At 58.4% G+C, this 13,551-nt stretch carries 9 protein-coding genes; 8 read left to right on the top strand and 1 reads right to left on the bottom strand.

Annotation, left to right across the window (positions count from 1 at the left end; all coding sequences use genetic code 11):
* The first annotated feature begins 95 nt into the window (after positions 1–95).
* Positions 96–611: a MarR family transcriptional regulator gene (locus MTX19_RS29310; protein WP_280973012.1), complete on the top strand. Its 516-nt coding sequence runs from the start codon at positions 96–98 to the stop codon at positions 609–611.
* Between the two features lie 2,661 nt (positions 612–3,272).
* Here MTX19_RS29310 and MTX19_RS29315 read toward each other — a convergent pair.
* Positions 3,273–3,758, bottom strand: a complete 486-nt coding sequence (locus MTX19_RS29315; protein WP_280980464.1) for a hypothetical protein — start codon at positions 3,756–3,758, stop codon at positions 3,273–3,275.
* Positions 3,759–4,622: 864 nt separating this feature from the next.
* On the opposite strand from MTX19_RS29315, the gene MTX19_RS29320 reads away from it, so the two are divergent.
* From MTX19_RS29320 to MTX19_RS29350, 7 genes are all read left to right on the top strand, one after another.
* Positions 4,623–4,856 carry a hypothetical protein gene (locus tag MTX19_RS29320; RefSeq protein WP_280980465.1) on the top strand — a complete coding sequence of 78 codons (234 nt, stop codon included), beginning with the start codon at positions 4,623–4,625 and terminating at the stop codon, positions 4,854–4,856.
* A gap of 331 nt (positions 4,857–5,187) precedes the next feature.
* Positions 5,188–5,565, top strand: a complete 378-nt coding sequence (locus MTX19_RS29325) for a hypothetical protein (protein WP_280973017.1) — start codon at positions 5,188–5,190, stop codon at positions 5,563–5,565.
* A gap of 797 nt (positions 5,566–6,362) precedes the next feature.
* Positions 6,363–7,157 (top strand): universal stress protein, encoded by a 795-nt coding sequence (locus MTX19_RS29330; RefSeq protein ID WP_280985589.1) that lies wholly within the window; start codon positions 6,363–6,365, stop codon positions 7,155–7,157.
* 509 nt (positions 7,158–7,666) lie between these two features.
* A complete protein-coding gene (locus tag MTX19_RS29335) occupies positions 7,667–8,299 on the top strand; it encodes a hemerythrin domain-containing protein (RefSeq protein ID WP_280973019.1) in 633 nt (210 codons plus the stop codon).
* 616 nt (positions 8,300–8,915) lie between these two features.
* Positions 8,916–10,268, top strand: a complete 1,353-nt coding sequence (hemN, locus tag MTX19_RS29340; RefSeq protein ID WP_280973020.1) for an oxygen-independent coproporphyrinogen III oxidase — start codon at positions 8,916–8,918, stop codon at positions 10,266–10,268.
* A gap of 1,189 nt (positions 10,269–11,457) precedes the next feature.
* Positions 11,458–12,201 carry a thermonuclease family protein gene (locus MTX19_RS29345; RefSeq protein ID WP_280980467.1) on the top strand — a complete coding sequence of 248 codons (744 nt, stop codon included), beginning with the start codon at positions 11,458–11,460 and terminating at the stop codon, positions 12,199–12,201.
* A 10-nt stretch (positions 12,202–12,211) separates the two neighbouring features.
* Positions 12,212–12,955: a carbonic anhydrase gene (locus MTX19_RS29350; protein WP_280980468.1), complete on the top strand. Its 744-nt coding sequence runs from the start codon at positions 12,212–12,214 to the stop codon at positions 12,953–12,955.
* Positions 12,956–13,551 lie beyond the last annotated feature (596 nt).

A 13,551-nucleotide genomic window follows, 5' to 3' on the forward strand; every position in this document is an offset into this window, starting at 1 on the left:
GTACCAAGCATTTGATCCGCTTTCCGCAAGCTGCCATTTACCCACACGCCCAATTCGCGGTAAGAGAACAATCGAGAAGGACATCTTGATTTACAATGCTGTCGGATCCGCCCAGCTCCGCGAAAGCGCGGGGTCGTACCATTGCTGAACATCAGGAGATGGTGCGAAAGTTCTCATGGGAGATCAGATCCATCAACGGATGCCTGGAGGACGTTCGTCAACTGTTGGCGCACGCGCTTGGCATTACCGGGCCGCAGTGGATGGTCTTGGTCGGCTTGGCAGATTTGAAGGCAGAGAATGGTGTTCCCGTTAATGTGGTATCAAAGCTGATACACGCCGACGCTTCATTCGTCACGCTCCAATCAAAGGCACTGGAGAAAAAGGGCCTGGTGCGTCGCAAGTCCTGCACAAGCGATGCTCGGGTTGTGCGGCTGTCGCTGACGGAAACAGCTTACAAGCATCTAGCGAACGTTGCTACGCAACAGAAGGCACTGGATGAGTTCATTTTCGGCGAATTCAGCGCTGCGGAGTTCGCCGAGTTCGCTGGCAAGCTGGCCGCCGTCAGGCGTCGTCTGGAAAAGGCTCGCTTGAAAATCGCCCTGGAGTTCTGAGGACCAGTTGCACGATCCTCAGAAATAACGAGGGGCAAATGCCGTGTCCGATCTTTCAACTTTCGACGTTTTGTTAAAGCAACGCAGACGACGCTGGCTGTGGTCAGTTTGCACGATCGATGGTGCGCCGATTATGACATGCTCAGGACGGAGCCGATCTGCCGCCAACTATGAAGCCACGCGAGCACTTTTCTTGTTGCTACTCAGGGCACCGTATCGTTCGGGACGTCGAGGACTCAAACCGAGCAGGAGACCCATCCGCAGCGCTTGCTTTCACCTACACTTCAGGCCCACCGGGCTCTTCGATGAATGGCCGGCTCCGGAATTTGTCTCTTCTTGAGCCTGCGCGACTGACGACGGTTGTTGAGCATTTGCCGCATTACGCCTCGGCCTAGTGTCGCGGAAGGCTGCTATCCCGTCGAGTCGATGCAAGCATCGGCTGAAGATAACAGCCGGTGCATTCGGGTCAGGCGATCACATTGCTCCGCCATTCTGGCACCTTGCCGCGGATTTCGGGGTCTTCGGAAACCATTGGATCCGCACTTGGCGGTATCAGCAAATCGCCTCAACCTCGAGGATATGGGCCCTCCAGCCTAAGTGGGATTGGCCGTGCAGCACTATTGCGCCGAACCCCGGCGGGAACGTCATACGCCCGCCGCTTGCGTCTCCTGGATGGAATCCGGAAGCCTCTTACTGGCTTACTGGGTACATCGATCTATTTCGTGCGATCCTGAATTTCACGACGAACTCGGCATGGACGGCGAAGCAATGCTCTCATCTCTGCTGCACTGATACGGCCAGCGAAGCCGGCCTCCCCGCCGCGGTGAACCTTAGCATTCCGATTGCCGCGGCGATGCAAATTACTCGGCAGCATGTGAAGAAAACGAAACGCTTGTGAGGAAGCCGATAAGCAAGCTGCTTCGCTCGCAATTCGACCACTCAACAATGTACGGCAGGGGGTCCGCAGGTTTCCAGGATTACCCCGCTCAAACAGAAAATGGTGCGGGACAACGCAGAGGACGAGTGGCGGACAACAACGCAGTCTGCAGTCAGGTCTAAGACACAATCTCCAATCGCTCACAAGGGCGGCTCGCGAGCCGCCCTACTCTGTTCCGCGACACGGAGTTGCTATCGCAGATGTCCGAGTCCAATTCCGAGATTCAAGGCCTTCTGGCGTAGCGCACCGACAGTACGCTTGGTCATCTTTGCTAATTTTGCGACCGGAGTCCGAGCCTTCGAATGGGCCTTGAGCTCCTTGATATCTGCCTTGGTCCACTCGCGCCGCTTAACGCGTTTCTTCTTTGCTTGCTTCACAGTAGATGCTCCTTTCAGAGGAGCGGCTTGTAGCACAACTTTTCCGCAGCGACGACCCATAAAAGACGATCAATCACAGGAACTCGCGCTGCTTTGGCGACCCAAGAGCTAAAGCGATTATCAATGGCAGCTGCGGCGTTGCGTGAATTCGTCAGGTTTCGGCCCGACTTGGCTACGCATTTGCAAACGCAGCAATCCGCGTTTACGGGCTTCAACAGGGCAGCGCTCGCTATTGAGCGAGGACGAATCGCACAACGCCTGAAAATGATCCGACCCCGGAGTTCCCTGTTTCTTTCCTTCATTTTTCCATCCTGTTGGACGCCTTTTTGAGAGATGGGCCCGTCTCATGGAATCACAGGAGCGCACGCTGTAGTTTGGATCACCGCTCACACATACACCATATAACTATGCAGCCTTGCTGTGATATACTTTGTGTGCAGCTACTTGACCGGCACGATTCACACGAGATGCGAGGCATCATAACCATAGCGCAGGACATTTCTGCGAAATGGATACAACTTATGTGCCGCTGAACAAGCGCTTCTCCCCGCCGCGATGACGAAGTAACAGGCGCGGAGACAACACGAGTATCCACGCAGTCGACTACTGGCCCTTCCATGCGGTATCGCCGATTCAACCTTCGCACGGAACATATTCGGCTTCAGCCCCGCCTATTCCGGGCGAGCCGACGAATCCTTTTGCTCATCGGAGCATACCGCGGGCGCCTGGACCGTCTCCTCATCTGATTCCGATCCGCGTTTTGTTTCGTCACCGGATTCCTGACCTTCGTCCACCGTGCAGGGACGGATCCGACTGATACGCGTCCGAAAGATTTCCGCGCGCTCACATCGCGGACATGCACACCATGATGGCGTTCGTCGAGACCCGGAAGTGCTCACTGGCCGGATTGACGCCTTGGGGTAAACGATTGCGGATTTGCGATACGCAACCGATGCACCGCTGTTGATCATGTCATTCACGATGGTATCCACGGCGTTGTCGAGAGCATGATGCCGAAGATCTGAGCACAGTCCGGCGGCGCTGGATGTTGTCGATGTGCGGCCCGATCAGATGGAACAGCGCTACGAATAGTCAAGCCCCTCAGCGCGCTTCTTGGAGATTAGTACGAGCCCCCACGAAGCGGGCGCTGCAGATCGACTGGAGCCCATATATCGAGGCCACGACAATTGCGTTGGCGCCGAACGCCAGGTTTGTCCATTGCGCTATAAGACGCCCAGAGCCGATCAGAGCTGACTCCAAGGAACGGCAAGCTCAGCACCCGTGGCGTAAAGTGTTAAGCGATCACTGGCCCACAAGTTGGGCGATGCAGGGGCACAGCCAGGCCGCTCATCTTCGGATCGAACAATGGCTATCGGATCGTATCCCCGAGCACGACGGATTGGCATCAATCCCCAACGTACTGCAGGTGTTGTCCGCCTCACGAGCGAGGGCGTGCAGCGTCGCCTCGTTCGGGCAGTATTTCACGGCACTTGCCGGCTTCTCTCGTTTAAGGCTGGCCGCACATCGGGCCTTGACGTGGCACAGTCCACATACGCGCTGAAGATCGCGCAACACGTCGCCTTGCGCGGAGGCAAGCGATTCCTCGGAAATGCCGGCACGCGCGAGACGCTTGCTCAAGAGCTCGGGCAAGCTCGGACTTTGCGCCAGCGCTCGAAAATCGGACGTGGAGAGATTAAGCTCCCGCGCGATAAAGTCGATGTCCTGCCGGCTCAAGTAAGCCAATTCTGATTGCTGGGAGAGGCTCGCCCGTAACCTGCGGAGCAGATTTTTGAACAGTCCAGAACCACGAATATGTGCAGGTTGAGTAACCATGCGCGATACTTCTCAAGCTTGCTTTAGCTGCCCGAGCCTGGCTGGTTTTTGACATCCATCAAATAGGACCCCGACTTGCGGGAAGAAACTCCCCGGGTAACGCCCACCGAAATGCATCTGCGGCGACAGCGAGCTAGCTACGTTCCCTGGTGACAAAAACCCGTCTATCGGTGGCGATAGCCCCGCTGGCCAACAAGGATTGGCGACAGAGAAGTCTCCCTAATCTCATGTTCGCGAGCAACTGAAAACCAACGCGTTGTCGCTCTTGAGGGCCCCTCAGCGGCCGCGATCGCATAGCCAGTGATCAGGTTGATGCGAGCCTACACGATGCCGCCGAGACTCGGTTCTTCAGTGCTCATAGCTGTGGCCGCGACCAGTGCCGGAAAGACCATCGACAATCCGCGGTAAGCAATCAATCCGCCAACTGCTTCGCAGCCCACGTCACCACACGTCTCGCCCTGATCTACAGCGAACCAGTGCGATTCTCCTTCGATTCTCTTCCCACCAGAATCCTCACATCATTGCGCATTCGAGATTTTGATCTCGCTCAATCCGATTGCGCACCGGCCTGATAAGGTACCACGCGGGGGGATGAAGGCACGCTTAAAACGCATAGGACACACCATTCATGATACACATTCTCCCGGCGTCGATCGGTCTGATCTTGGTCATTATCATCACATCCGCTCAGATGGCTGCACTGCCCCGGCCGATTCAGCGGAGACATCCAGCTAGCCTCGCCGGCTCGTCGCCGCCGTCCATTCTACGCCGCGTTTGACGTTCGTTGACCTGCAACATGGGTCGGTTGCGTCTTGCCATCGCGGGCGAGACAGGCGATGCGGACCGCACTGCCCGGAAGATTGCTTGATCTTGTCAACCAGCAACGATGAACGGCACCGCGGAGCCGGTCGCCATCTCACTTGGGAACGCATCGAAACGGCGCCCTTTGATCGCGTGTTGGAGATTGCCGTGATCGAGGGGAACATCATTCACCGGCTGGTCTTCCCCTGCCGCCGCAGCTTCGGTGGCTGGATCAAGGTACAGACGGGAGAACGCGTCGCCGTGCAGCCCACCCATTGGCGCGTCTGGTGCGAATAGCATCGGATGTCATCACCGCGGATCGGGACGCATCTGCTGGCTCGACTGCCACCCTTGAAGCCGCAATGCAATCGGCACGATCGCACCAGGCGAGTTCCGAGCACCGCGCTAATTTAGATCGCTCGCCACGGCCTTGAAACACGAGTGGCGCAAGCCAAGGACAATTGAGAGCGGCGAGGTTCGCGGCACAATCCTCAGCTACCCCCGAGCCACCTGCAACTTCTTCATTATCCCGCCAGTGAGAGCTTCACTCGAGAGTGTGCCGACCGCCCCCATTCGAAATTTCACGGTTGATCGGCTCGATGTACTCGGGCACCACCCTCATCGTGTCTTGGCCGACTTTCTGGTTGCTCTCCTACATTCAGTCGAGGTGGAATCGCTTTCGTCCCAATGCCACGATTTCCCGGTCGCTCGGCCGATCGCACGACTCAACGTGCACGGTGAGGTCCGGCCGCGCCCTTATCAGAAAGTGCATAAGGTCGGTCTTCTCGGCACCTGGCCCAATGATGAGCAGATCAGTGCAGCCGCCGACAGCTTCGCCGACCCTGATGAAGAATGTGGGATCTTCATGGATGCAGCCAGGGCCGGTCGTATTCGCTTTGTGATGCAGCTGCTGGGATGGCAAACGCGCACGCACGGCCGTTGCGCTGGCGCCTGTCATTCCGACAGAAAATATCTTGGCTATGAAGTGATCGATCCAGATGACTGAGTGCACATGCGTTCGAACTGTCATTCCGCTCATGAACTGGCTCCAATATCCCCTCTCGCGGTTTACTCCCTCAATCGGAGCACTGCCGCCGCAAGCCTTACTGCGGCTGACGCACCGATTGCGGTTCCTGCGGCGACGACGGGACCTGAGCAACGCCGTAGATGTCTAACGCCTCGGCCACATCGTCGACACTCCGTGGCAAACAGCGCGCCCGTGACGACCACACGTCGGCAGCTAGGAATGCGAAGGCTCCGACGAGCTTTCCGGGTCGGCCTCATTGTCCGATCTGTGCTGCGGCAGAATGGCGGTTTGCATGAATCGCGAGCTATCGCGACCAGCAGGCCTGTGTTGACATGCACGAGACGCAGCCAGTCGATCACAACGCCGGAACCCGCAGATTGGGGTGACATTGCGCGTGTAGTGGCTGCGCTCGACCGATTTTGCCACCGTAGAGTTCGCCTGCCCGAGCGATCGCCCATCGCATGGTCTGAATTGACGGCATCGTGGGGCATCGTCCGAGCCGCCACCCATGACGCGCGGGAACGGGTCTCGATTTCTCAGCTCCACCGATTACTAATGCGACAGGCATCATGCCGGTTCTCCTTACTCGGCATCAGAGCATTGCAAGAAATACGCCGCGGCCGAGTTGATCTCGCTCAAACGAAGTCGGCAAACGATTATGCGAAACGTCCAACTGTCCCCGCGAAGGCCAGGGTCTGACGGGCAACGCGTCCTTTCATGTTAGGAGAAGGGCAATGTTCGGAACCATACTGGTCCACATTCCCACGGAACTTCCGGTGCGTCCTGCGCTGAACGGATCGATCTCCCTCGCCGTCAGCACGGGTGCCCATCTCGACGCTACGGCGATCGGATACGAGAGAACGATCATGCCCCTCATTGCGACCGGCGGCGCACCGGTCACCTCGATTTTCGAAGTCGAGCACGACCGGGCGCTGAAGCGAGCTGAGGCGGCGATTCGCGTCTTTGATCGGGAGGCGAGGAACGCCGGCATCTCCTACGCGACCCGCGCGGTCAGTGCGGTCCCATCCGAGGCGCGCGCGCTCCTCTGCGCGAGCGCGCGCGTCCACGACGTGACTATCGTCACGCAGCCGCGGAGCGACCACGACAGCTATGATAACGTTATGCCAAGCGAGATCCTTTTTAGGGCCGGAGGTCCAGTCCTGTTCATGCCTTACGCCTTTCATAGCCCTTTTTCAGCCAAGCGAATCGGGATTTGCTGGGACAGCAGCCGGCTGGCAGCCCGCGCGGTGCACGATGCTATGCCGCTGCTGCGCAAAGCCGATGCTCTCACCATCATCATGGTCACCGGCCGCGGCACTGTCTCGCCCGAAAGCTCCTGCGACCATCTGGTAACGCATCTGGCAAGGCTGGGCCTCGCGGCGAAGGTCACCTCGGTCCTCCCGGTGCGCCGGTCGAAGCTCCAATCGATCCTCTCGCGCGCAATGGACGATAGCTTCGATCTCATAGTGATGAGCGCGTGCAGCTCCTCCTGGCTGCACGGAAAGCTCCTCGGCCGTATGAGGCGCGATCTGCTTCGGTCAATGACCGTCCCGACCTTAATGTCGCACTGAGCGAGGGATCATCCATGCGATTTTCCGCCATTCCCTCCTGCATGCTCCCAGCGCCAGCCAGATATGAGTCATCACGATCGAGGGCATCTGAAGCTAATGGCCGATGAGCGTCGGCGAACCAAATCAGCGACGCCGTCGATCCGACGGGACGTACTCAGGTTTCCTCTTCGTCACGAGCGATTGATCGAGACCCATCGATCAGATGCTGCGATGCTGCCATGCGGACCCAGGCGACGGGTCCTTTCCCAGATCAGCTCATCCAAGCAGCGTGTTGCATTAAGGAACGTTCGCTTGATCGGCAAGTCGACGGTTTTCCTGCTGCACCGCAATTGGCCTGAGCTGATCTGCGCGCGACGGAACGGCTGGTGAACTGCGGCCTCCTCTTTGCGACTTAGGCTGGCAGCGCCCGGTGGATCCCGGCTCGGATCGGGCTTGATCCAGCGCAATTGGGCACAATCGCTTTCAGCTTACATTGTCTAAGTCGAAGGTTCTTGCCTGGGAGCACTACAATGATCGTCGATCGTTTGCGTCGAGAGCATCGCAATATCGACCTGCTCCTCAACGCGCTTCAGCGCGAACTGGATATTTTTGAACGTGGGGATCGTCCCGACTATGAAGTTATTCGCGCGATTATCAGCTACTTCGAAGTCTACCCGGAACTGTACCATCACCCGCAGGAAGATTTGATCTTCGCCAAACTGAAGATCCGTGATCCGGATGCGGCTGCAAGCCTCGGAGACATCACATGTGAGCATCACGAAGGCGCTGATCGTTTGCATCATCTCGCTGAAGCGATCGATGGCGTTCTCGCAGATCGAGAGATCCTTCGGCAAGATGTCGGCAACATTGTGCGCAATTTTATAATGCACGAGCGACATCACATGACGTGGGAAGAACGGGATCTCTTTCCCACCGCCCTCAAGGTGCTATCAGCTGAGGATTGGGCGGACGCTGCTTCCGCCCTCAACGATCATGGAGATCCGCTATTTAGTGAGGATGCCGAAGCGATTTCCGACGCGCTAAGAGCGCACATTCTGGAACTCGCGCAAGAGGCTGAAGCCGAACGACGCTCGGCCGCGCTTTCATCCGCGATGGCGGTGGTCGCACGCGGCGGCACCGAGGCAAACGGGCCGTTGCCTTGACGGCGGGTCATCTTCGGCGATGTCAAGTAACTGCAAACCGGCGACTTCGGCGATTGTCGCAGAATGTGCATATTCGGGTCCCGCGCCGGACCACATCACACCAAGCCGGATGGGCATCGTTGCCTATAACCACACTGCATGCGCGAAGGCGCCTCCAAGTTCCTCACGACATGCCCGTTTATCGCCGGTTGGCAAACCTCGGCTGGATGGCGTGTCAAGACAGACGCCCACGACGTCGGCGAACGGACGAAGAGCGATCCCGGCGGATCGAGACGGCCTGCCTTGAACCGCTGTCACTTGCGGCTCGAGGCGATCCGACGCAGGCAACGGACAGGCCTCACCGAACATGCTGGGGGCGCGAACGGCTTTGGCCACTCTGCGCGATGACAGGCGCGAATGGGCCGCCACGAGAACTGCGGTACCTTGGTAGCACGCGCATATCGCTCGTACCTTGTCAGTTCATCCGCGAACTCATCTATGCGCCGTGTGGTCATCGCCTAGCCGATCCCGACTTGAGGATGGTTGCATGGGCACGCCGGGCAATTTTTTTGAGCAAGCGCAATGATCGTCTGCCGCAAGTCCGATAGTCGCGCCGGAGAGAAAGAAAGGAAACCGAATGCGACCGGATCTGGCAAACTCCTACGGGCAGGACCGGCTACCGCGCTACACCAGCTATCCCACAGCTCCGCATTTCTCGTCGTCGATCAGGGAATCAGACTACCGCGTATGGCTCAAGTCGCTGCGGAGCCGGCAGTCGGCATCGATCTACCTGCACGTGCCCTTCTGTCGCTCGATGTGCCGGTACTGCGGGTGCCACACGTCTGTCATGAAGCGGAGCGAACCGATCGCGACCTATGCGGCAGGGCTGCGCACTGAGGCCCACCTCGTCGCAGAAGCCATCGGTCAGCAACTGTCGATCTCTCATGTCCATTTCGGGGGTGGCACTCCGACGATCATGATGCCCGAAACCTTCGCTGATCTCGTCGGCGCGCTACGCTATTCGTTCCTTGTGTTGCCTGGTGCCGAGATCGCGGTCGAGATCGATCCGCGGACGTTGACAGAGCCGATGGCGGAGGCGCTGGGCTATTGCGGGGTCAATCGAGCGAGCCTTGGCGTCCAGAGCTTCGATCCTTTGGTGCAGCGCGCCATCAATCGCCGGCAGAGCTTCGAACAGACCGCAATTTCGGTCGAGTGGCTGCGCCGTGCCGGCGTGAACCGGATCAATTTCGACCTGTTATATGGCCTTCCCGTGCAGACCGTCGCGTCGTGCCGGAACACCGTAGCCAGGTGCCTCGAGCTGCGGCCGGCTCGATTTTCGGTTTTTGGCTATGGTCATGTTCCATCGTTCAAGAAACATCAGCGCAAGATCGACGAAGCCTCTTTGCCTGACAGCGTCGCACGGCACCTCCAAGCCGAGACAATCGCGGAAGTTCTGGTCGATGCCGGGTACGTACGCATTGGCCTCGATCACTTTGCCCTCCCGGACGACAAGCTGGCTCTGGCGAGGCGGCAAGGCACGCTGAGGAGGAACTTCCAGGGCTATACGGACGATTCAGCGGACGCTCTCATCGGTCTCGGCGCCAGTGCGATCGGTCGCCTGCCCCACGGATTTGTCCAGAACACCGTCGCGATACGCGAGTATCTCGCTCGTATCATCGACGATCGGCTCCCAACCGCCAAGGGTTACCTGCTCTCGAAGGACGATCGCTTGCGCGCCGAGATCATCGAAAGGATCATGTGCGACATGTCCGTCGATCTTTCTCAAATACTTCGCCTTCATGGCCAGGATCCGGAATCGGCCATCATCGACCGTTCTCGGCTCGACAGGCTTGTCGCGGACGGCGTCGTGATCATGGACGGTGACCGCCTTACCGTCAGCGACGGTGCACAGTTCCTTGTCAGAAGCGTCGCCTCGGCGTTCGACGCTCATCTTCCTCGTTCGGAAGCTCCCCACACTCGGGCGGTTTAACTCGACTCGCCACCGTCCTGTCCAGAAGGACGACCGTCTCCAGACAGTCGCTGAAAGAGGCGCTCGGCGCACAAATTGATCGCACATCCAGCAGACCACTTCGTTCCGGCGCAGGACAATCGTATCTGTCGCAGAAGCAAGTGCCTGGCTCCTGCAGAGCCCACCCCGTTAAGGGGACCTTCGCGCTTCACTCACTCATTTCAAAGCAGATTCTGGACGAGCTCATGGTCCCCGGACGCACTTAAGGTGCGTCGAGCAACTCAACAAGCCTGTCAGCAAAAGAGCTCCGATTGCACCGATCCAGGCACGGTCAGCCATGTCGACGCCCGCTGGTCGAGCGCACCGCGCCGCCAAAGAACGGTTTACGTCGCAAACCTTCGTATATGTTCCCAAACCCATTCTATATTGGCCGCATACCGCCGCGCAATTGAGCCACGTCTCAACTGCGTCTAGCCTACCGACTATCGGACCAGCGATTTTCCGGCGCCAAGCGGTCGTACAGTCGAGCTCGCTGATCCAATGTCCAATGCAGTCAAGTCGGTTGAACGATGAAGGCAACCTCCTTGGTGGATCTGACGCGAATGCTCTGCTCGTTCACTGTCACATTTTGTCCGGATGACAATGGGCCGGCTCGTGACGTGTCGTCGGCGTTCCCAAGGACGCGACAGCCATCCAAGGTTACGCGAAGGAGACACAGACTCCATTACCGACTTTGTTGCACGCAAAGGCCGGGTTGACTTTCACGGGACGTTGTCCAAGTCGGCCAGACTGATCCGAGGCCCGATTTCGCTCAGCCATCGGGTTTTTCGCGACCACAGTTTACGGCGAATGCCCTCGCCGTAGTCGAGCCGTCGGTAGCCCTCCCTCTACCGATGGAAGTTGGCGCGATGTGTAACAGCGTCGCTCCTCCCGGGCTCACTTCCGCCCGGCCGCCGAACAGCGGCCGGGCGTTTTTTTTGCGAACGCGCCGAAATTCACGAGGTCGCGGTTCCGGAGCAGAGGGAGCCACTTCTTTATCGGAATAAATCCCTTGAACCTCACGTTGCGTCAGGGCGTAGGACTCATACGCGCGCTTTTTCAAAGCAGGACGCCGGATGGGGATGCAACGCAAGCCGAATAACAGACATGGTGCCATCAAGCGGCCCGATGGGAAGGCCGAATTGAACGTGTTTACTAGCGGATCGGTCAAATGCACACCGTTGTTGTGATGAAGCACTGCGTTGTCATCACGACGTTGCTCGCTGTCACCGCAGCTCCGGTTTGCGCGGCAAAACTCAGCGGCCCGGCGCGCGTCATCGACGGCAATACGATCGAGATCGAGCAAACCAAAATTCGGCTCTCGGGCATCGACGCGCCGGAAACAGATCAGATTTGCCTCGACGTCCATGGCCAGAAATGGGCCTGTGGCATAAAGGCCCGCGACGAACTTATCAAGCATTCGAATGGCCAACTCTGGGACTGTCATACCACAGGTGTCGACCAGTACGGCAGGTCACTCGGCAACTGCTTCATCGCAGGCGAAGACGTGAGCGCTTGGATGGTACGGTCGGGCTGGGCACTTTCATTGGGGCGATATACCCATAGCTACGATATTTATGAAGTTGTGGCGAGCAATGCCTATGCAGGCCTGTGGTCGGGGGCGTTCATCGCGCCTTGGGACTGGCGTCACCGCAACAAAGCGACGATCATCGTCGGCGCGAGCTCGGTACCAACCAACGCTCAGGAACTGCTGCTCGGACCCGATTTGCTGTCGGACCCGCCCTCACCCGAATGCCTGATAAAGGGCACCGTGGACGGCAAGGGCAAGCGCGTTTATCACTTGCCCGGACAACTCAGTTACGGACAAATCAACATGACGAAGAAACCGGATGAGCGCTGGCTCTGCAGCGAAGCGGAGGCCGAGGCCACTGGTTGGCGCAAAGCCGCGCGATAAGATGACCCATATGCGTGCAGACCTCTCCCCAAATATGTCTCGTCCGATCGCGATCTCCCCTTCTCGTCGTTCCCTGATGCTGCTCGCAGCTTCGGCTGTCGGCTTGCTGCTTGGCAACAGCATTGTTGATGCGAAGGACGTAAAGGCGCCGCCAAAGCCGGATAACTTGCTTTCGCCGGACGCAGCCCTAAAGCGGCTCATGGAAGGTAATGCCCGCTATGTCCAGGGCGTATCGCGCCGCGACGATTTCAAGCACGAGCGCGAAGTATTGGTCGATGGGCAAAATCCCTATGCGGCGGTTCTGAGCTGCGCCGACTCTCGTATAGCACCTGAACTTGCCTTCGACAGCGGACTTGGCGATCTGTTCGTCTGCCGCCTCGCCGGCAATTTCGCCAACGACGACACCGTCGCCAGTATGGAATATGCGGTGGCCGTGCTGCATACGCCGCTGATCTTCGTACTCGGTCATGACCGTTGCGGCGCCGTCGACGCCGCGATCAACTCGCTCAAGGACAACAAGCCACCGCCGGGGCATATTTCGTCCCTCGTCACCGCTCTGAGGCCCGCGGTAGAGGCATCTCGCCACCAAAGCGGCGATGTGTTCGCCAATGCGATCCGGCAAAACGTGATCGATAACGTCAACAAGCTCAAAACGGCAACCCCCATCCTGAACGCGGCAGTTGATCAGAACAAGCTGAAGGTCTTAGGCGGCCTCTATCGGCTCGACACCGGCAGGGTCGATATGCTGAACTGACGCGGACATCGGACGTTGCTTCGCGCGACTGCGAACGACCACACTCAAAGATCACCCGCGCCACGCACAACGACCATTTGATTTGGCGCAGTGTTGCAGCCACATGAACAGATCTTTGACCCTCTTGCGGCGAAGACAGGAGATATTCGAGTTCCGAGTTTTCGATCGAGGAGCCCTCGCCCGTTGCGGGCCTTACAAAATTGGGTGTGGCGATAGGCTCTTCTCGCCACAACCTAGGCCAACGCGCCGAACGTGGGCTGCGTCACACTTACAGTACAGCTTCAGGAGTAAGCTTTGATATGCGTGGGCTCTTAATCCTCCTCGTACTCTTGGTAGTGATGTTGGCAACGCGGGGCCAGTACCAAGATAGATTCGCGCCACGGCCGACGGCGTCAATACCTGCCGTCAATGCGCCCTAGCCAACAGAGTTGATTGGAGCGGCAGATTGCGCCGAGGCACGTTGGATTTGACCGGCCGCCGAATATCGAGTGCACTCCAACCTGGCAGGACAGACCCGGCGCGGAGACCGCTTCGTTCATAACGTCATGAATGGCGCCGGATCAGTCCGGCGGGCCGGCCCTCAACTGTTACCGCAT

Origin of the sequence: Bradyrhizobium sp. ISRA464 (assembly GCF_029910095.1) — a bacterium.
GTDB lineage: Bacteria > Pseudomonadota > Alphaproteobacteria > Rhizobiales > Xanthobacteraceae > Bradyrhizobium.

Coding starts and splice junctions, on each gene's coding strand:
- MTX19_RS29350 (WP_280980468.1), top strand. CDS start 12,212: ATGCGTGCAGACCTCTCCCCAAATATGTCTCGTCCGATCGCGATCTCC.
- MTX19_RS29315 (WP_280980464.1), bottom strand. CDS start 3,758: ATGGTTACTCAACCTGCACATATTCGTGGTTCTGGACTGTTCAAAAAT.
- MTX19_RS29345 (WP_280980467.1), top strand. CDS start 11,458: ATGCACACCGTTGTTGTGATGAAGCACTGCGTTGTCATCACGACGTTG.
- hemN (WP_280973020.1), top strand. CDS start 8,916: ATGCGACCGGATCTGGCAAACTCCTACGGGCAGGACCGGCTACCGCGC.
- MTX19_RS29335 (WP_280973019.1), top strand. CDS start 7,667: ATGATCGTCGATCGTTTGCGTCGAGAGCATCGCAATATCGACCTGCTC.
- MTX19_RS29310 (WP_280973012.1), top strand. CDS start 96: ATGCTGTCGGATCCGCCCAGCTCCGCGAAAGCGCGGGGTCGTACCATT.